This is a genomic window from Glycomyces amatae, from assembly GCF_020991375.1.
GTDB lineage: Bacteria > Actinomycetota > Actinomycetes > Mycobacteriales > Micromonosporaceae > Glycomyces > Glycomyces amatae.
In genome coordinates, this window is the sequence record NZ_JAJLQZ010000031.1 from 1 (window position 1) to 17,900 (window position 17,900).

Consider the following 17,900-nt stretch of genomic DNA (forward strand, 5'->3'; position numbering starts at 1 on the left):
GCCTACGCCAAGAACGGCCCCAGCCGCCCCCACGGGCCGCTCCGCGACGTCCTGCTGCGGCACTTCGGCGACGACATGCTGGAATGCTGCGCCTTCGACTGACGCACCGAGCACGGCCCGCTTCCTCCGAGGCCGGTCGGCCCTCCCGGGCGAAGGCCGCGCTCCCGCCTTCGACGCCGCAGGTCGCGCGCGGCGTCGGCCGCCTCCGGCAGGCCCTCCGACGGAGGCGGAGACGCGGCCGGGGCGACCGCCGCCATCGTCTCGACGACGCGGCCGCCCGCTTCAAGAGCGCCCCGCCCCGCTGCTGGACTCCGGTGGCGGGTCTTTCGTAGGATGCGGCGGAAATCGTCTGAGAAAGGGAGCCCGCAGTGAGCGACGACGGTCGGTCCTGGCATTGGCACGAATACCCCGTCGGTCTGGGCGGCGAGGTCGCACGGGCCAGCGTCCGTGCCCTGTTCGCATTCCTGATCGGCCTGGCCGCGGCCTTCGTCCTGATGATGATCGGCGGCATCCTCGCCGAGGAGCACCTGTTCAACGATCCCGGACTCGAGCACGCCATCGACGACCTCGCTCGTATGAGCGCCGGCATGGTCATGGTGTTCGCCCTGGTCGCATGGGCCGCATTCGCCCTGGCGGTCTTCCTGCGCGAACTGACCACCTCCAGGGCGCTCGTCAAGGCCGCCGCCCGCGGCGCGTCCCGCCACGAGGTCCCCTCGCCCGAGCAGGTCATCTCCGTGACCCGCGAACCGGCGATGCAACTGACGATCTTCGGCTGGGGCAACGCCGCCATGGCCGGAATCTTCGGGATCATCGGCCTCGGCATCGCGATCGCCGAGGACGACGGCTCCGAGGACGTGCTCGTCTTCTGGCTCCTCCTCGGCTACGCCGCGCTCATGGCCCTGCTCGGCCTCGCCGGCCCCAAGCGGCTCACCCCCGCCCACGAGCGGCGCCAGGCCCTGATCGCGGCGAACTGGAGCTCCAGCGACGAGGCGGCCGCCTGGAAGCGGTCGTTCCGCTCGCCCGGCAACGTGAAGCTCCGCTACGTGACACCGGCCGAGCGGTGCCTCTTCGCCGCCACCGCGCTGCTCGTCCTGGGATTCGTCGCGCTCCAGGCGTCGGTGACGATGCGCTGCGGCGCCACCCCCAAGCCCGGCGCCCAGTGCGACGAGGTCACCTACAACTCCTTCATCGAACGCCTCCTCGCCGGGGGCCTGGTGATCTTCGCGGTCCTGGTGCCCCTGGCCGGGATCCTCGCGGTCGCGGGCGTCCTGCTCGACTGGCGCCGGCGCCGGGCCGAACGCGCCGAACTGCTCGAGAGGCTCGCCGATCCGCGCGCCGGCCGCCCGGCCGAGGACCTGCTCGCCCACCACGCCCAGCGGCGCATGCACCCCCTCGCGTTGGTCGGCGCGGCGCTGTCGGGGATCGGCCTGGTGTTCAGCGTGTCCTCCTACATGGTCGGCCAGGGCAAGGGCCTGGGCTCGGAGGACGTCTTCGTGGTGTACCGCGAGGAGTCGATCGCGGTGATGATCGTCTCGGGGTGCCTGTTCGTCGCCGCGCTGCTGGGCAACGGCGTCGCCAACGTGCGCGGCCGGGACCTCCGCAACGAGCTGATGCGGCGCTGGCCCACCCGGCCCGTCTGGTCGGCCGGCGAGGACGGCCGGATCCTGCGCGCCAAGCGCGGCCCGGCGCTCCACGGCCCCCGCTACGTCAAGGTCGGCAAGAACGCCCGCTCGACCTGACCGAGGGGCCGGCACCGAAGCGCTCGCGAGCTCGACGCCGATGCCGAGCAGGCTTCGCCTCGCGCGGCAGCGGTGGCGCGGTCGGCGTCCTCACCGGTGGACGACTGCTCGGCCGCGCCCGCCGATGCTTCCGGCCGGAGGCATCGGTGGACGAGCCCGTGAAGGTCCGCATGTCACCGTCCCCGAGCAGGCGGCCCGGAACTCGACGGCCCGCTCCGCGAAAGGACCCGAGTTGCGGGAACATGCTTCACTGGTGGACGCGGTCGGGCTGATCTGCGGGGCGTTGCGGACGCCCCCATCCGCCATGGCCGCATTGGACCGCACGCCCGCGTGCGGGAGTCACTACGACCGGGAGAAGGACGCATGAGCCACCGGGAACCGCAGTTGTGGGCCGCGCTGGAGTCGGTGCAGGCGGTGGAGGACTTCGAGGTGCAGCAGGCGCGGCTCGAGGACGTGGTCGGCGCCGCCGAGGCCGGAGGCTTCGCACGGCTCGCCTTCTTCGCTCGGCGTGCGCTGGCGGACGCGTACTGCGTGGGCCGGCAATGGGACCGGGCCTTTCCCCTCTTCGCCCGCTGCCTCTCCGAACACGACGCCCGCAGGCACGAGCTCGATCCGTACGAAGACGCCGCGCTGCGCTCCTGGTACTGCCGGATCATCCAGACGATGGCCGAGTTCCCGGCGATCGGCCTGCCCCGGATCTATGCAGCGCTCGACGACCTCGAAAAGCGCTACCGGACGGCGGGCGGGGACCTCCGGGAGGTGTACGCGACCCGCCGCTCCGTGGCGCACATCGCCGCGGACTGGGACCAGGAGCAGCACTACTTCCGCCAGTGGACGGCCGCGGGCGGACCGGACCGGACGCACCTGTGGGACTTCGCCCTGCAGGTCGACCGGCTCACCGACCGCGGCGACGACGCGGCGGCGTACGAGCTGGCCGCTCCCGTGCTGGCCGGCGCGCGGACCTTCGACGAGCCCCCCGTGCCGGTGCAGGTCGACATGCTCCTCCCCTTGGCGCGGCTGGGCCTGCACGCCGAGGCCCGGCGCGCGTTCCGGCTCGCCCGCCGCGGCGTCGACCGCGACGTGTACCGCTACGAGTACCACGGCAAGCTCATCGAGTTCTGCGCGCTCACCGGGAACCTCGACGCGGGTCTCGACACGCTCAGCAGGATGATGTGGGGCTTCCCGACCCTGAACCGGCCGACCGGGAAGATGGACTTCGCCGCCGCCACGGCGGTGCTGATGCGGCAGATGGTCGACGCCGGCCGCGGCGACGAGCCCATCGGCTGGGCGAAGCAGGACGAGGACGAGTACGTCGACGCCGCGCAGATGCTCGAACGGATGCGCGGCACCGCGCTCGACCTCGCGACGCGGTTCGACGCGCGCAACGGCACCACGGCCCAAGGCGACCGGGTTCGCGCCCGCCTCGCCGCGCGACCGGTCGCGCGGGTCCGGATGTGCGCCGCCAGCCACCGGTTCACCCACGGCATCCCCGAGAGCCTGCCGGCCGAGGAGGTGCTGTCCCGAGCCGAGTGGCACCTCGACCGCGACCAGCGCACCTCCGTCGGCGACCACCTCCGGGCACTCGGGCGGCCGCCTGAGCACCTGGCCGCCCGCCATGCGCATCTGCTGGCGCTGCTGCACGGCGGACCGGACAAGGGATCCGCCCTGCACGAGGCGGCCGAGCGGTACCAGGCCGAGGAAGAGTGGGTCCGCTTCGCGCTCTGCCTGTGCGACACCGCGATGTGGATGGCCGACAACGGGAGGCTCGACGACGCGGTGCCGGTGGTCACCCAGATGCGCGACCTGCTGCGCAAACTGCCCGATCCGGGGGCGATCGCGCGCGCAGAGTTCGCGTTCGCCAACGTGATGACGGGGTTGGACTCGGACGAGGTCGACCGCGCGCTGGCCCGCGCCGCCGAGGACGCCGCCGAATCCGGCGACCCCTATGTCGTCGCCCTCGTCGCGGGCCACCGGGTGCACCGGGCGGTGAAACGGGAGCTGCCGCCCGAGCAGGTCGTCGCGCTGGCCGCGACGATGCGCGACGCCGCGTTGGACGCGGACTGGCCGGCCCAGGCGGTTCACGCGTTCTCCTACCTCGAGACGGCCCACGCCGAGGCGGGCACCACGGCCGCGTACCGCAGGGAGATCGGCGGGCGGATCGCCGGGTTCCCTTCGGACACGCCGCGAGTAGTGCGGGCGGGTTTCGGCTATGCGCAGGCCCGAGGCCTCATCGGCGACGGCCGGGAGGCGGAGGCCGTGCCCGCGTTGGAGGAGCTGATCGCCGTGGAGCGCTACAGCGGGGTGCCCGCCATGCACTGGCACTGGCTCGCGCAGGGGTACTTCGCGGCCGGTCGCCTCGACGACGCGGTCGACGCCGCGGAGGTCAAAGCCGACGTCCTCGACGAACTGCGGGAGCACGGAAGCCTCGAGGAGCCGTCGACGGCCGACGCGAACCGCAGGCTGCTCGTCGAGTGCTACCGGCGGCTCGACGACTTCGAAGGCGCCCTGGAGCAACTGGAGACCCTGAGCCGCAACGCCCACAAAAGGAACGACGCGCAGCTCCAGGACTACGCACGGGCGCAGACCGATCAGGTCCGCCGCGCCATGGCGCTGCGAACCGCATCGGCATGACCAGAGGGAAGCCTGTGTCCGGATCCCTCCGGGAGCCGCCGGTTCGCAGCGGAGAACTGCTGCGACACCTCGCGGATCCGCGTGACGCCAAGGCGATGCTGACGGTGGTCAAGGTGGTGCTGATCGCCGGCGCCGCCTGGGCGGTCATGGTCGGTTTCATGGCGGCTTTCCCGGTCGACCTGATCATCATCGTCGCGCTGGCCGGGGTCATGGTCGGAGTCTGGTTCTTCATGTACCGGCCGCTTCGCGAACAGCACGCCGGCGACCCCGATCCGGACGCTCTGATCGAGCTGCTCGTCGTGCCCGAAGGCCTGGTGACCCATGGCGGGCTGGACGTCCGCTGGCGCGAGATCGAGGCCGTCCACGTCGAGGAGCGCGAGCACAAGGGCAAGGGGATCCACGTCCACGTCATCGTCACGCTCAACACCGGTGGCGTACGCGAGCGCGCCACCGGCGAACAACGCATGGCGTTCGTCCCGTTCGGCGGGAGGATCGACGTCCGACTCGGCATGATCTCCAAGGCCTCGCGGAAGACGACTTCCACCGTGCTGCGCGAGCAGTGCGAGCGCGTCAGCGTGCCCTTCAGTTCCGAACGCCGCGTCGTGGCCCCAGGCGGCGGCTGACGGTCGATCGATGGCGTGCCCGGACCTGCGGTGTCCGTCGGGTGCGGGGGGAGCTCTCTCGCGGGACCGCTCAGCCGCGGCCCTGCTCGACGACCTCGATCTCCGGTCCCTCGACACCGCTGGCGACACGGGTTCGCGGGATCGGCGCTGATGCCGCGTCATCCGGGCTCACCGGGATCGCGTCGGGGGCGGCGTCGTGGATGACCGGGAGCCTCGTCCAGCGGAGCAGGGTGCGGAGCCGGCCCGCCGCGCGCTGGATCGCGGGGTCGACGCCGAAGCGCATGGCGGCTTCGAGCGCCCGGGTCTCATCGGAGAGGCGCATGGCGCGGCTGCGCTGGTCGGCGAGTTCGATGACGGCCTCGCGGCGACCGGTCTCGGAGAGCACCACCAGGACCGGCCGGTAGCTGCCGACCTTCTCGCGCGCCTCAGCGCTGCCGGGCCGCGAACCGGGCACCTTCTCCAGGCGCACTTCCGAACGGACCCGGGAGAGGTCGAAGGTTCTGGGTGCGCGCCGTCCGGGCCGCACGACGGTCAGCTGGGTGCCGTCGAGGTACAGCAGATCGCCCGCGCGGGCATGGAGCGCGTAGCCGAAACCGAGGGGGCCGATCAGGAAGACGAGCCCGAACACGACGCCGGAGCCCTCGTAGGACAGCCCGGTCCCGCCGCTGCTGCGGGCGGTCGAGCTGTGGTAGTCGGTCCACTCGAATCCGCCGTTCATGGTTCCCAGGACCACGGACACCGCGATCAGGGCGATCCCGAGGCAGGCGCCGATGATCCGCATGCGGCGGACGAAGATCGAGGTGCGCTCGGGGCCGAGGAAGGAGCCGATTCGCGACTCCATGCGCCGACCGCTGCGTGACTTACCGGACATTGCGAGACCTGATCCCATCGGACGGGGTTTCGACAGCCCGTCGATCCTAGCCGACGGCCCGGACCGGGAGGGGCGGCGATCGGCGGGGCAGTGCCAGAGCCTTTTGCGGGTCAGGGTGGTCCCCAACGCTCCTGGCACACCCCGCTGCGCGATCGCGGGTCGGCACCGTCGGACTGGACGACGGCGGCCTCGGGCGTCAGGACCGGCCTTCCGCCGCTCCGGGCGCGGTGTCGAAGGGGGCGTCGTCGTACCCGTGGAAGTCCTTGTACGCCACGACGTTCCGATGCCGCAGGATCTTCAGCGCCCGCTGCCGGACCTTCCGCAGGACCGCGATGTCGCCCGGTGACAGCGATGCGGCGTCCACCGCCGGGGGCTTCTCGACGACCCGCAGCCGGACGTGCGCGACGATGACGCCGACCGCGAACGCCGCCAGCAGGACGAACGGCACGGCCAGCACCGCGTTCGAGGCGGCCTCCCATCGCCGGACGAGCGCCGCTCCGAGCGAGAGCGTCGCGATCACGGTGATCATCACCGCGATGCCGTTCAGGGTCCGGTCCCACTGCCGGTACGGCGTCAGCGCCCACGGCACGAAGAAGCCGAGGACCGCGCAGGCGGACAGGCCGGCGCCCGCCCACGCCACCGGGAGCAGCGCCTCGTTGTCGATGGCGCCGGTGAGCATGATGAAGCCCAGGGCCACGGCCGCGCACAGGGAGAGGATCGTGAAGGCGAAGCCGAGCCCGGCGGCCGTCCTCCCCAGCGCCGTGCGCCGGTACCAGCGCCTCGCCAAGGTCAGCTCCACGTGCGCGTAGTCGAGCACGACCCGGTTGAGCGCCCCGATCTCGAACGGGGTGAAGTCGTCGCGGGTCGTCGCCCACTCGTTGGGCTGGATGGCGGCGGCCTTGGGCATCAGACGTCCTCGGTCTCGGTGGCAGTGGGCAAAGGGGGTTCAGCCTCTCGCGTCGAATTCGCGCCAGCCGACGTGGCGCCGCTCGAGCACCCGCCGCCATTCGCGCTCGCTGAGGCCGTCGAGCTCGTTCCAGTACCCCAGGGGCATCTCGGCGACCCGGATCCGGTCGGCCTCGTCGAGGTCGACCAGCCTCCGGTGGACGATGACCTCCAGCAGCCGCTGCCGCGCCCTCGAAGCGCGCGACCGCTCGTCGCCCCTCGGGCCGCGTCGTGGGGGCTTGCGGTTCTTCGGCCGCCCTTCGGGTTTCGAGAAGGCGCCGAGCAGGAACGCCACCGCTCCGATCACCGCCGTCGCGATGATCAGCAGCGGCAGCCAGCCCTCGGCCGTGACGGGTGAGAGCGCGAGCACCGCCCACGAGGCCGCGGCGGCGAGCGTGCCGGCACCGGAGCCGATGAGCAGCACCGGGCTTCGGCGCCGCGTCTCCCACCACATGCCCAGCATCGAGCCGACGCTGATCGTCCCGAACAGGTACAGGATGGTCGCGAGTGAGAGCGGGCCTTCGGCGGCCGCCTGGCCGTCCTGGGCGACGGCGGCCGCGATCGCCGCGAAGCCGACCACCGCGCCGCCGAGGGTCGGCACCGCCAGGACCCCGATGAGGACCCGGGCGACGACGCCGACCAGGCGCGTCACGAGGGATCCGGGCAGCGGCGGGTAGTCGCGCGCGAGCACCGCCGCTTCGGCCTCACCCCAGCTGAACGGCCGCGGGAACTCCATGTCCCGGGCCCAGGAGTCGACCGCGTCGCGCGCCCATTCGCCTTCGGCCGCATCGGTCTTGTGCGCCCAGTTCCCGACCGGTTTCGGAAGCCCCATCGCTGCTCCTATTCGAGGCCGCAACCGCTGGTGGATTGCCGACGAAACGTTCGCTCCCGGCGTCGCCCGCCCCATTCACGCGACGGGCCGATGGCGCTCATGGCACCGACGCGAATTCTACGGAACCAGCGCAAGGGCGCCATTCTCCCCGGCGTGCCCCGCCGATGCCCCGGTCGCTCAGCGTCAGGGCCCGCGGCCTCTCGCCCTCCCCGGAGCCCGCACGGCCTTCCCGACGAACTCCTCGAACCCCGCGAGGAGGCCCGGTTCGAGTCCGGAGCCGAGTCCGGCGATGAACCGCGACCCTTGGGCTGCGCCCCTGCCTCGGACGTCTCGGATCTCCCCGGGTCCTGGGCGAGCCCCACCGGATCGGAGGCCCGGCGTCCCGAGGGCGTGAGCGCCCCAGGCAGGATTCGAACCTGCGACCATCGGATTAGAAGTCCGGTGCTCTATCCAGCTGAGCTACTGAGGCACGGCGAGGACGCACCGAGGGCGCCGCGCCAGCGCAAGAATACCCGCCCGTCGGCCGGATCGGGGGGTCGGGGAGACGTATTGCGGGCACGGATACGGGGCGTCGCAAGAACACCCCAAACGATTCTCCACGACGCCCCGGAATTGCTGACCCACATCAATGAGTAGTCGTTGAGCGCACGAGTGTCAAGCGCCGCGCCGCGGGTTGACGCCGATTCGTTACCTCGACCTATGTGGGCGGCAATGCCCGCTATGCCTCCCGGCCGCCCGCGCCCCTCGCGGGACACCCGGGTCGAAATCCGGCGTCCATCCGAGGGCCGCCGAGCGTTCGCATCCAGGCGGCGGCGGGGAGACGTCACCACTGGCGTCGGCGTGCCACACTTGCTCCAGAGCCAATCGTGAGGAGCGGGCATGAGCGACGACCAGCCGAACGCCGGAGAAGGCTCGGCACCCGAAGAAGACGCCCCGAACGGCGCCGACGCCCCGGCCGAGGACCGGCCGGTCGAGGTCAGCGAAACCCCGCGCGGCCCGATCCACCTGCGCGGCATATCGACCCGGGCCTGGGAGCACCCCGCCGACCGCGGCGCCCTCGTGGCCCTGCGGGAGCTGAAGGGCTTCGACATCGTGGTGCGCAAACTCTCGGGCGCGATCTCCGAGCGGGCGCTGCGGCTGAGCCTCGTCGGCTCCTCCATCCGCGTCGACCGCCACCAGTACTCGCGCGTCCACGACGCCTACCTCTCCGTCGGCGCCGTCCTCGACGCCGCCGACCTGCCGGAGCTCTACATCACCCGCAACCCCGACCTCGGCGGCATGTGCATCGGCATCGACAAGCCGGTGATCGTGATCAACTCCGGCTCGCTCGACATGCTCGACGAGACCGAACTGAAGTTCCTGCTCGCCCACGAGCTCGGCCACGCCCTCTCCGGCCACGGCCTCTACCGGACCCTCCTGATGGTCCTGCTGCGCCTGACCACCTCGGTCGCCTGGATACCCGTCGGCGTGGTCGGCCTGCGCGTCATCACCGCCGCGCTCTACGAGTGGAGCCGCAAGTCCGAGCTGTCGGCCGACCGGGCCGGCGCGCTCGCCGTCCAGGACCCGGCCGCGGCCGTGCGCGTCATGGCGAAGCTGGCCGGCGGCGGCGACCTCCACGACGTCGACACCGCGGCCTTCCTGGAGCAGGCCAAGGAGTTCGAGACCGGCGGGGACCTGCGCGACAGCTTCCTCAAGCTCATGCTCCTGGAGCAGCGCAGCCACGACTTCGCCGTCGCCCGCGCCGCCGCCCTGAAGTCCTGGATCGACGACGGCGAGTACCGCGACCACCTCGCCGGGGACTACCCCCGCCGCGAGGACGACGCCGACGCCTCGATCACCGCCGAGGCCAAGGCCGCCGCGAAGTCCTACAAGGACCTCTTCGAGACCTCCGGCGACCCGCTCGCGAAACTCCTCCGCAAGTTCCGCGACCGCCCCTGACCGCATAGGGCTTCGTGCCGAGGGGTCCGGTCCGCCGGACCCCTCCCGCCGTCAGCGCGCCAGCTTCTCCAGCAGCAGCGTCTCGGCCACGCACACCCGCTCGAACATCGCGAGGTCCAGGGACTCGTTGGGGCCGTGCGGGTTCGAGTACTGGTCCTCGACGCCCGTCACCAGGATCTCGGCCTCGGGGAACAGCTCCTGGAACGTCGCGATCATCGGGATCGAGCCGCCGATGCCGATCTCCACGGGCGCCGTCCCGCCCCACGCCTCGGCGAACGCCGCGCGGGCCGCGCCGTAGGCGGGCCCGGTCGTGTCGACCGCGCACGGGTCGCCCAGGCCGCCCTCGGGCGTCACCGTCACCGTCGCGCCCCACGGGGCGTGCGCCGCGAAGTGGGCCCGCACCGCCTCGAGCGCGTTCGCGGCCGAGTCGCCCGCGGCGAGCCGGAACGAGACCTTCGCGCGCGCCGCCGGCTGGAGCGCGTTCGCCGACTCCGCCGCGCCCGGCGCGTCGATGCCGAGCACCGTCGCGGTCGGCTTCGACCACAGCCGCTCGGTCAGCCGCCCCGTCCCGATGAACTCGGTGCCCGGCAGCATCCCGGCCTCCTCGCGCAGCGCCGCCTCGTCGTAGTCCAGGTCGCTGCTGGCGCCGGTGACCAGGCCGGAGACGGCCACGTCGCCGTGCTCGTCGTGCAGGGTCGCGACCAGGCGCGCGAGCGCGGTCAGCGCGTCCGGGACCGGCCCGCCGAAGATCCCCGAGTGGACCGCGCCCTTGAGGAGGCGGACCTCGACGAACACGTTGACGACCCCGCGCAGGGTGGTGGTCAGCGCCGGGACCTCGGTCCTCCAGTTGGTGGAGTCGGCGATCACCACGACGTCGGCGGCCAGCAGCTCGCGGTGGTCGTGCAGCAGGCCCTCCAGGGTCGGGGAGCCGAACTCCTCCTCGCCCTCGATGAGGAGCTTCACGCCCACCGGCGGCCTCCCGCCGAAGGCGCGCAGCGCGGCCACGTGCGCCATCACCCCGGCCTTGTCGTCGGCGACGCCGCGCCCGTACAGGCGCCCGTCCCGCTCGACCACGGTGAACGGGTCCTCCTGCTCCCACAGGGACAGGTCGCCGACCGGCTGCACGTCCTGGTGGGCGTACAGCAGCACCGTCGGCTGGCCGTCGGGCGCGGGGAAGTGCGCGTACACGCTCGGCTGCCCGGGACCGTGGACCAGCTGCCGCGTCTCGGCGGCGCCGGCGTCCTCCAGGAGGCGCTGGACGGCCTTCGCCCCTCTGCGGACCGGCTCGTGGTCGAGTCCTTCGAAGGCGATCGCCGGGATCTTGACGAGGGCCTCCAGGTCGGCGCGCACCGCGGGCATGGCGGCGCGCACCGCATTCACTACATCGCTCATGGGGAGCCATCCTATGCCGGGTCTAGACTCGGCCGCGTGATGCAGCGATACCGGTTCGTCCTCACGCCGCGCTGGGCCGGCCTGACCCTGGCCGGCGTGGTCGTGATGGTCGTCTGCGCGCTGCTCTCGCAGTGGCAGTGGGACCGCGCGGTCGAGCGCGCCGCCGCCAACGACGTCATCGAGCACAGCCGCGAAGCGGCCCCCCTCGACCGGTCCCTCCCGGCCGGGCAGGCCCTCGACGAGGACGTCCGGTGGACGCTCGTGGAGGCCACCGGCGTCTACGACGCCGGGCGCGAGACCGTCCTGCGGGCCCAGACCAACAACAGCGTCAACGGCTTCGAGATCGTCACCCCCCTGGTCCTGGAGGACGGCACCGCGATCCTGGTGGACCGCGGGTTCGTGGCCTCCGAGAGCACCGGCGAGGTCCCCGACTACCCGGCCCCGCCCTCCGGCGAGGTCACCGTCACCGGCCGCGTCTACGAGTACGAGGACGCCAGCGGCGGCGTCACCGAGACCGGCGGCCGCCTCGAGTCGCGGCGCCTGAGCGACGAGCTGCTCGCCCCCCACTACGACTACGAGCTGCGCAGCGCCTGGATCGCCGACGTCGAGCCCGCCGAGGGCCTCGCGGCCCTGGAGACGCCCTCGTTCAAGGACTGGCAGAACTACTCCTACGCCGGGCAGTGGGCGCTGTTCGCGGCCATGGTCCCGGTGGGCTGGACCGTGCTGGCGCGCCGCGAGCGCCGGGAGCTCGACGCCGCCGCCTCCGCGGGCGGCGGGGAGGACGGCGAAGCGGCCCCGCCGGAGACCGGCGAGACCGCTGTCGAAGAGGCGGGCGTCAGTCCCGCCGACCCGGTGGAGCACCGGACCCCGTAGGGCCCGTCACTCCTTCCCCTCGAACTGGATCTGTCTCGACGGCGGGTTGAAATCCTCTATGGGCACGCCCTCGAGCGCCTCCTTGAAGATCGTCCCCACCGTCGTCTTCGAGGCGGTCGTGTTCGACTTGCCCACCGAGTTGAAGATGTAGTCCGGGTCGGCCATGAACGCGCCGATGCTCAGCTGCGGCGTGTACCCCAGGAACCACGAGGTCCGGTCGTCGTCGGTGGTCCCGGACTTGCCGGCGATCGGCCGCCCCGCGAGCTCGGCGACGTTCGGCGAGGTGCCCCACTCCCCGCACTTGACGCCCTTGCGCTGGGTCCAGGTCACGCACCGGCCCGCGTCGGTGGCGGCCCGGGCGACGTCCTCGTCCAGCTCCTGGTGGCAGCGCGGCGCGGCCGCGTCCAGCTCCTGGCCGTGCGGGTCGATGATCCGCATCGCCGGTATCGGCTCGCAGTACTCGCCCTCGGCCGCGAGCGTGTTGAACACGTTGGTCATCTCGACCGGCTGCACGTCCGAGACGCCCAGCGTGAACGGGCCCCAGCCCGCGCGCCGCTCCTCCGAGGCGTAGTACGCGTCGCCCTCGCTGCGCCACTGGAGGCCCATCCGCTCGGCCATCTCCACGGTCTTGTCGGCGCCGACGCGGTCGATGAGCTGCGCGAAGTACGTGTTCACCGACATGCCGAACCCGGACCACATGTCGCGGTTGCCCGACATCTGCGGGTTGCCGTTCTTGGGGCACCACCGGCCGCCGCACGCGGTCGTCGCGGAGACGAAGCTCGTGGCCACCCGGTCGGGGGAGTTGATGTCGTAGTTCAGCGGGTAGCCCGCGTCGAGCGCGGCGAGCATGGTGAACACCTTGAACGTCGAACCGGCCTGGTAGCCGCCGGTGGGGCCGCCGCCGAGCACCGGGTTCACGGTGTTCGGGTAGTTGCCCTTGCGGTCGAAGGACGGGTTCGAGTGCGGGCCGTTCTCGCTCTGGTCGTACGAGAAGACCCGGTTCAGGCCCATCGCCTTGATCCGGCCCGTGCCCGGCTCCATCACGACCGCGCCGTGCGCGAACTTGGAGGTGGAGGGCTTGGCCTTGTTCACCGTGTCGTTGGCGATCTCCTGGATCTCCGGGTCGAGCGTGGTGATGATCGTGTACCCGCCCTGGCGCAGCTCCTTCTCGCGCTCGGCCGGGGTCGGCCCGAAGGCGTCCTGCTCGCGCCACCAGCGGCGGAAGTAGTCGCAGAAGAACCCGTACTCGGTGGTGGTGCCCTCGACGCCGATGCACGAGTTCGGCGGGTCGGAGGTGTCGAGCTCGATCGGCAGCCCGCGCACCTCGGAGACGTCGCCGCGCGAGACGTAGTCGTTGTCGACCATCCGGTCGAGCACCCAGTTGCGGCGGGCCAGCGCGTCGGTCTGGTCGGAGGTGATCGGGTCGTACGCCGAGGGGGCCTGCACGAGCCCGGCCAGCGCGGCCGACTCCTGGAGGTTCAGCTCCGAGGGGTGTTTGGAGAAGTAGACCTGGGCGGCCGCGAAGATCCCGTAGGCGTTGTGCCCGAAGTAGGCCTGGTTGAGGTAGCGCTCGAGGATCTCGTCCTTGGAGAGCTGCTCCTCGACGGCCATGGCCAGGCGCGCCTCGCGCATCTTGCGGGTCACGGTCTGCTCGGTGGCGGCGATGACCTCGTCGATGGACTCGGCGTTGAGCTGGAGGGCGCCGCGCACGTACTGCATGGTGATGGTCGAGGCGCCCTGCTCGACCCCGCCCGAGTTCTGGTTGGCGACGAAGGCGCGCGCGATGCCCCGGTAGTCCACGCCGTTGTGCTCGTAGAACCGCGAGTCCTCGGCGGCGACCATGGCCTGGCGCATGACCGGCGAGACCTCGTCGAGCGCGACCTCGCGGCGGAACTCGTCGTAGAAGAGGCTGATGAGGGTCTCGCCGTCGGCGGCGTAGACGTAGGAGGTCAGCGGCGGGTCGGTGTCGGTGACCTCGACCGAGAGCGTGTCGATGGTGTCGAACCCGGCCTTGGCGCTCAGCCCGGCCATCGCGACCAGCGGGAACATCAGCGCCGCTATCGCCAGCCCGACGAGCAGGCCGGTGCGCAGGACGGCGTACACCCCTTCGGCGGGCGGTCCGTTCTGGTCGCTGCTGAGTGCGGACAGTCCGGGCATACGGTGCTGGCGGGGTCGATCGCGCATATGACCAGCCTAGGTCACATGCACGCTCCCAAGGTGAAAAAACTCATGAGGGCCGGTATCGCTTTCACCAAGGGCCTGAATGCAAAAGGAACTCACATCACTCGGGGCCGCCGCGCACCGCCCGTCCCGCGTAACAGGCTCGCAACGCGCCGGTTAGATGACCGCGACGAAACCCGCCTACGCTTGTCGCAGTCCCGCGGGCCCCGGCCCGCGTCCGGAGTGAGTGCTGAGGAGGCACACGTGTCGGTCTACGAGGTCGGTCTGCGCTTGCGCGGCAAGACGGTGCTCGTCGTCGGCGGCGGCTCGATCGCCGGGCGCCGCGTCCCCCGCCTGCTCGCCGCCGGCGCGCGCGTCCGCCTCGTCGCCCCCGAGGCCACCACCACGCTCGCCGACTACGCCGCCGCCGGCGAGCTCCGGTGGGAGCGGCGCGAGTGGCGCCCCGGCGACGGCGCCGACGCCTGGTTCGTGCTCGCCGCGACCGACGACCCCGCCGTCAACGCCCGCGTCGCCGCCGAGGCCGAGGCGGACCGCACCTGGTGCGTCCGGGCCGACGACGCCGAGGCCTCCGACGCCTGGACCCTCGCCCAGGCCGGGTTCGACGGTGTCAGCGTCGCCGTCTCCGCCTCCGGCGACCCCCGCCGCGCCGCCGCCGTCCGCGACGCCGTGGCCGCCGCCCTGCGCACGGGCGACCTCGGCGCCCCCCGCACCCGCACCGCCCCCCGGGCGGGCGTGGCCCTCGTCGGCGCCGGCCCCGGCGACGCCGACCTCATCACCCTCCGCGGCCTCGAACTGCTGCGCCAGGCCCAAGTGGTCGTCTCCGACCGCCTCGCCCCTCAGGAACTGCTCGACATGCTCGGCGACGACGTCGAGATCGTCGACGCCGCCAAGCTCCCGTACGGGCGCCACACCACCCAGGAGCAGATCAACGCCGTCATGGTCGACCGCGCCCTCGCCGGCAAGTTCGTGGTCCGCCTCAAGGGCGGCGACGGCTTCGTCTTCGGCCGCGGCGCCGAGGAGCTCGACGCGTGCGTCGAGGCCGGCGTGCCCGTGGAGGTCGTCCCCGGCCTGTCCTCCTCGATCGCCGGGCCCGCCGCCGCAGGCATCCCCGTGACCGAGCGCGGCGTCGTCCACGACTTCACCGTCGCCACCGGGCACGTCCCGCCCGGGCCGCAGAGCAAGGTCGACTGGGCGGCCCTCGGCGCCGGGAACGGCACCGTCGTGCTCCTCATGGCCGTCAAGAACCGCGGCCCGATCGCCGCGGCCCTCATCGCGGGGGGCCGCAGTCCCGACGCCCCGGTGCGCATCGTCGAGAATGCGACCACCAAGAACCAGACCGTCCGCGAATGCGTCCTTTCCGACCTCGGCGACACCGAGGCGCACCACCCGGCGGTGATCGTCATCGGCGACGTCGCGGCACGCGCCAGGACCCTTCCCGGGGCCGGCCGCGGACGGTGAGTCTTCGCAGGTGAGACCCGATATCTCGGCGGTGCCGGAGCTTCACTCCGGCGCCGCCGCGGTTTTACCCGATCCACTCTTTACAAGGACCGACACAGGCCGTAATATTCGTCCATCAACAGCGCGGCGGTCGCCGCGCCTGCCACCGTGATCCCATTCTGAATCACAGGTGTACTTCCATTCGAGCGGGTGCTCCCGCCGACCCTTTTTGTCCTCTTTGGAGTGTGCATGCGCATCCGTGAGTTCCCGGCCGAGCTCGCTTCGCGGCTCAAGGTCGCCTACGCGGTCCGCAACGTCGACCTGACGCTGCCCGGACTGACCCTGGTCGACGAATGCGCGCCCAGGCCCGGCCATATCCTGGTCGCACGGGTCGACGCGATCGGCCACCACAACTGGCTCGAGCTCGCCACCGGCCGCAAGGCCGCCATCTACCCCGGCGACGAGGTCCTCCTCGCCTTCGGCGAGCGCTACGCGCCCGACCAGTACGAGTCCCGCGTCCCCGAGGTCCTCGGCACCTCCGTCGACCTGGTGGCCGCCGGCGGCGTCGCGGGCGAGGTCCTCTCCCGCCACGGCGACATGCGCCCCCCGACCCGCCTGGAGCCCGTCGGCGTCCTCGCCGACCGCGACGGCGTGCCGATCGACCTGCGGCGCTTCAACATGCTCGCCCCGTTCGGGCTCGGCGACCACCCGCCCGTGGTCTGCGTCGTCGGCACCTCCATGAACGCCGGGAAGTCCACCACCGCCGCCTCCGTGATCCGCGGCCTGTCCCGCGCGGGCCACCGCGTCGCGGGCATCAAGATCACCGGCACCGGCGCCGGGGGCGACCCGTGGATGTTCCGCGACTCCGGCGCGGTCGTCGCCGCCGACTTCACCGACGGCGGCTACCCGACCACCGCGGGCATCCCCGTCCCCGAACTGGCCGAACTCGCCCAGACCCTCTACCACCACGCCGCCGCGCACGACGTCGACGCCGTGGTCATGGAGATCGCCGACGGCATCCTCCAGGCCGAGACCTCCGCGCTGCTGGAGCACCCGCTCGTGCGCGAGCTGGTCGACGGCGTGGTCCTGGCCGCCGCCGACGCCGCGGGCGCCCGCTACGGCGCCCAGCACCTGCGGGGCCTGGGCCTGCCGGTGATCGCCGCCTCCGGGAGGCTCACCCAGTCCCAGCTGGCGATCCGCGAGGCGGTCGCGGGGATCGACAGCCCGGTCTACACGCCGGGCGAGCTCGCCGAGGCGCACGTGGCCGTGGAGCTGCTGGCGCTGGCCGTGGTCGCCCGCACCCGCCGCTCCGGCATCCTCGAACTCGGCGAGGCCGCCTGACTCCTCTCCCGGCCGTTCATGACAGGTCCGACGGAGGCGCAGCGGTTGCGCCGTCCCGGCAGACGGGAACCCGAGGGCGGCGCGCACGGCGCGCCGCCCTTTTCGCACCCTGGTCGGCTCGCCGTCTGACCAAGAATTGCGTAGCGTTCTGCGCCTTCGGTAGCGCCTGGGGTAATATTGGGCCGTGAGTCGAATGATCACTCAGAAAGAGCTCCGCAACGACAGTGCCGCTGTCCTGCGCGCCGCTGAAGCGGGTGAGGAAATCATCGTCACCAGGAACGGCACCCCGGTCGCCAGGCTGATGCCGCTGGCGGACGAAAGTCCGTTCGTGCCCACCGACCAATTGAAGGCGAGCGCGCAAGGGCTGCCTCGCGTAGACTTCCGCCGTCTCCGGGAAGACCTGTCCGAACACATCGACTGGGAATGGCGAGACCCGTACGAGCGCCGCAATGACTGAGCGCGCATCTGGTCACGAATTCGGAGTCCTCGACACTTCGGTGGTGATCGACTTCGACTCGCTGCCGCGAGAGGATCTGCCCGACATCAGTGCGATCAGCGCGGTCACTCTCGCTGAACTGCATGCAGGCCCGCACGCCGCGCGAAGCGATGTCCTCGAGCAGGCTCGCCGACAGCAGGTTCTGAACTGGGTGTTGCAGTCGTTTCGCAACCCGCTCCCGTTCGATGAAGGATCGGCCCGGGTCTTCGGCACCGTCACGCTGCTCACGCTCGCGGCCGGCCGCAAGCCCCGCAAGTTCACCGCCGATCTCATGATCGCCTCGATCGCCATCCGGAACCAGCTGCCGCTCTTCACCCGCAACCCGAAGGACTTCGACCCGCTCGGATCGCTCCTGGAGGTCAAGGCGGTCTGAAGCTTCGAGTGGCGGCGAGCTCCCGCATCGAAGCCTGTGAGCCGCAGACGTCCCGAGCTCAGCGATGTTCCGTGCTCTTCGGGCGACATTCAGCCTGGCGATACGCGCCGGTAACCTGACCGGCTCACGCCACTTTCGGCGACCCGCGACCGTTGCCGTCTTGTGACAATGGGAGCCTAGTCCCTATTGCGCACGCGAATTAGGCTCGTGTCCGTGCGGCGTCCCAGC

The 17,900-nt window shown here is 71.8% G+C and carries 14 protein-coding genes and 1 tRNA gene; 9 read left to right on the forward strand and 6 right to left on the reverse strand.

What is annotated here, in order from left to right:
- Positions 1–368: 368 nt before the first annotated feature.
- From LO763_RS26420 to LO763_RS26430, 3 genes are all read left to right on the forward strand, one after another.
- On the forward strand, positions 369–1,739 hold the full coding sequence (locus LO763_RS26420; RefSeq protein WP_230790981.1) for a hypothetical protein: 1,371 nt from the start codon (positions 369–371) through the stop codon (positions 1,737–1,739).
- A gap of 363 nt (positions 1,740–2,102) precedes the next feature.
- Complete coding sequence (locus tag LO763_RS26425) at positions 2,103–4,370, forward strand: hypothetical protein (RefSeq protein ID WP_230790983.1); 2,268 nt, start codon at positions 2,103–2,105, stop codon at positions 4,368–4,370.
- A 14-nt stretch (positions 4,371–4,384) separates the two neighbouring features.
- On the forward strand, positions 4,385–4,993 hold the full coding sequence (locus LO763_RS26430) for a hypothetical protein (RefSeq protein ID WP_230790985.1): 609 nt from the start codon (positions 4,385–4,387) through the stop codon (positions 4,991–4,993).
- A 70-nt stretch (positions 4,994–5,063) separates the two neighbouring features.
- Here the strand turns inward: LO763_RS26430 and LO763_RS26435 are convergent, their stop codons facing one another.
- The 4 genes from LO763_RS26435 to LO763_RS26450 form a co-directional block, all read right to left on the reverse strand.
- The gene (locus tag LO763_RS26435; RefSeq protein WP_230790987.1) at positions 5,064–5,834 is read right to left on the reverse strand and encodes a hypothetical protein; all 771 of its coding nucleotides are present in this window, start codon (positions 5,832–5,834) and stop codon (positions 5,064–5,066) included.
- A gap of 226 nt (positions 5,835–6,060) precedes the next feature.
- Positions 6,061–6,771 (reverse strand): hypothetical protein, encoded by a 711-nt coding sequence (locus LO763_RS26440; protein WP_230790990.1) that lies wholly within the window; start codon positions 6,769–6,771, stop codon positions 6,061–6,063.
- A gap of 39 nt (positions 6,772–6,810) precedes the next feature.
- Positions 6,811–7,641 carry a hypothetical protein gene (locus LO763_RS26445; RefSeq protein WP_230790992.1) on the reverse strand — a complete coding sequence of 277 codons (831 nt, stop codon included), beginning with the start codon at positions 7,639–7,641 and terminating at the stop codon, positions 6,811–6,813.
- A gap of 395 nt (positions 7,642–8,036) precedes the next feature.
- A tRNA-Arg gene (locus LO763_RS26450) sits at positions 8,037–8,110 on the reverse strand.
- 410 nt (positions 8,111–8,520) lie between these two features.
- Between LO763_RS26450 and LO763_RS26455 the strand changes: the two genes are divergently transcribed.
- Positions 8,521–9,579 carry a M48 family metallopeptidase gene (locus LO763_RS26455; protein ID WP_230790993.1) on the forward strand — a complete coding sequence of 353 codons (1,059 nt, stop codon included), beginning with the start codon at positions 8,521–8,523 and terminating at the stop codon, positions 9,577–9,579.
- Between the two features lie 51 nt (positions 9,580–9,630).
- On the opposite strand, the gene LO763_RS26460 is transcribed toward LO763_RS26455, so the two are convergent.
- Positions 9,631–10,971 (reverse strand): dipeptidase, encoded by a 1,341-nt coding sequence (locus tag LO763_RS26460; protein ID WP_230790995.1) that lies wholly within the window; start codon positions 10,969–10,971, stop codon positions 9,631–9,633.
- A gap of 39 nt (positions 10,972–11,010) precedes the next feature.
- On the opposite strand from LO763_RS26460, the gene LO763_RS26465 reads away from it, so the two are divergent.
- On the forward strand, positions 11,011–11,844 hold the full coding sequence (locus LO763_RS26465; RefSeq protein ID WP_230791045.1) for an SURF1 family cytochrome oxidase biogenesis protein: 834 nt from the start codon (positions 11,011–11,013) through the stop codon (positions 11,842–11,844).
- A 6-nt stretch (positions 11,845–11,850) separates the two neighbouring features.
- On the opposite strand, the gene LO763_RS26470 is transcribed toward LO763_RS26465, so the two are convergent.
- A complete protein-coding gene (locus tag LO763_RS26470; RefSeq protein WP_230790998.1) occupies positions 11,851–14,028 on the reverse strand; it encodes a transglycosylase domain-containing protein in 2,178 nt (725 codons plus the stop codon).
- Positions 14,029–14,268: 240 nt separating this feature from the next.
- On the opposite strand from LO763_RS26470, the gene cobA reads away from it, so the two are divergent.
- The 4 genes from cobA (at position 14,269) to LO763_RS26495 (ending at position 17,672) form a co-directional block, all read left to right on the forward strand.
- Entirely contained in the window at positions 14,269–15,483 is a 1,215-nt protein-coding gene (cobA, locus tag LO763_RS29290) for a uroporphyrinogen-III C-methyltransferase (RefSeq protein ID WP_369432093.1), read from the forward strand.
- 228 nt (positions 15,484–15,711) lie between these two features.
- Positions 15,712–16,803 (forward strand): hypothetical protein, encoded by a 1,092-nt coding sequence (locus LO763_RS26485; protein WP_230790999.1) that lies wholly within the window; start codon positions 15,712–15,714, stop codon positions 16,801–16,803.
- Positions 16,804–16,996: 193 nt separating this feature from the next.
- Positions 16,997–17,260: a type II toxin-antitoxin system Phd/YefM family antitoxin gene (locus LO763_RS26490; protein WP_230791049.1), complete on the forward strand. Its 264-nt coding sequence runs from the start codon at positions 16,997–16,999 to the stop codon at positions 17,258–17,260.
- Positions 17,261–17,303: 43 nt separating this feature from the next.
- A complete protein-coding gene (locus LO763_RS26495; protein WP_230791001.1) occupies positions 17,304–17,672 on the forward strand; it encodes a type II toxin-antitoxin system VapC family toxin in 369 nt (122 codons plus the stop codon).
- Positions 17,673–17,900: the final 228 nt, after the last annotated feature.

What these genes read in the sequence shown, in the direction of transcription:
- LO763_RS26485 (WP_230790999.1), top strand. Translation starts at nt 15,712, where the DNA reads ATGCGCATCCGTGAGTTCCCGGCCGAGCTCGCTTCGCGGCTCAAGGTC.
- LO763_RS26455 (WP_230790993.1), top strand. Translation starts at nt 8,521, where the DNA reads ATGAGCGACGACCAGCCGAACGCCGGAGAAGGCTCGGCACCCGAAGAA.
- LO763_RS26425 (WP_230790983.1), top strand. Translation starts at nt 2,103, where the DNA reads ATGAGCCACCGGGAACCGCAGTTGTGGGCCGCGCTGGAGTCGGTGCAG.
- LO763_RS26445 (WP_230790992.1), bottom strand. Translation starts at nt 7,641, where the DNA reads ATGGGGCTTCCGAAACCGGTCGGGAACTGGGCGCACAAGACCGATGCG.
- LO763_RS26435 (WP_230790987.1), bottom strand. Translation starts at nt 5,834, where the DNA reads ATGGAGTCGCGAATCGGCTCCTTCCTCGGCCCCGAGCGCACCTCGATC.
- LO763_RS26465 (WP_230791045.1), top strand. Translation starts at nt 11,011, where the DNA reads ATGCAGCGATACCGGTTCGTCCTCACGCCGCGCTGGGCCGGCCTGACC.
- LO763_RS26470 (WP_230790998.1), bottom strand. Translation starts at nt 14,028, where the DNA reads ATGCGCGATCGACCCCGCCAGCACCGTATGCCCGGACTGTCCGCACTC.
- LO763_RS26490 (WP_230791049.1), top strand. Translation starts at nt 16,997, where the DNA reads ATGATCACTCAGAAAGAGCTCCGCAACGACAGTGCCGCTGTCCTGCGC.
- LO763_RS26440 (WP_230790990.1), bottom strand. Translation starts at nt 6,771, where the DNA reads ATGCCCAAGGCCGCCGCCATCCAGCCCAACGAGTGGGCGACGACCCGC.
- LO763_RS26460 (WP_230790995.1), bottom strand. Translation starts at nt 10,971, where the DNA reads ATGAGCGATGTAGTGAATGCGGTGCGCGCCGCCATGCCCGCGGTGCGC.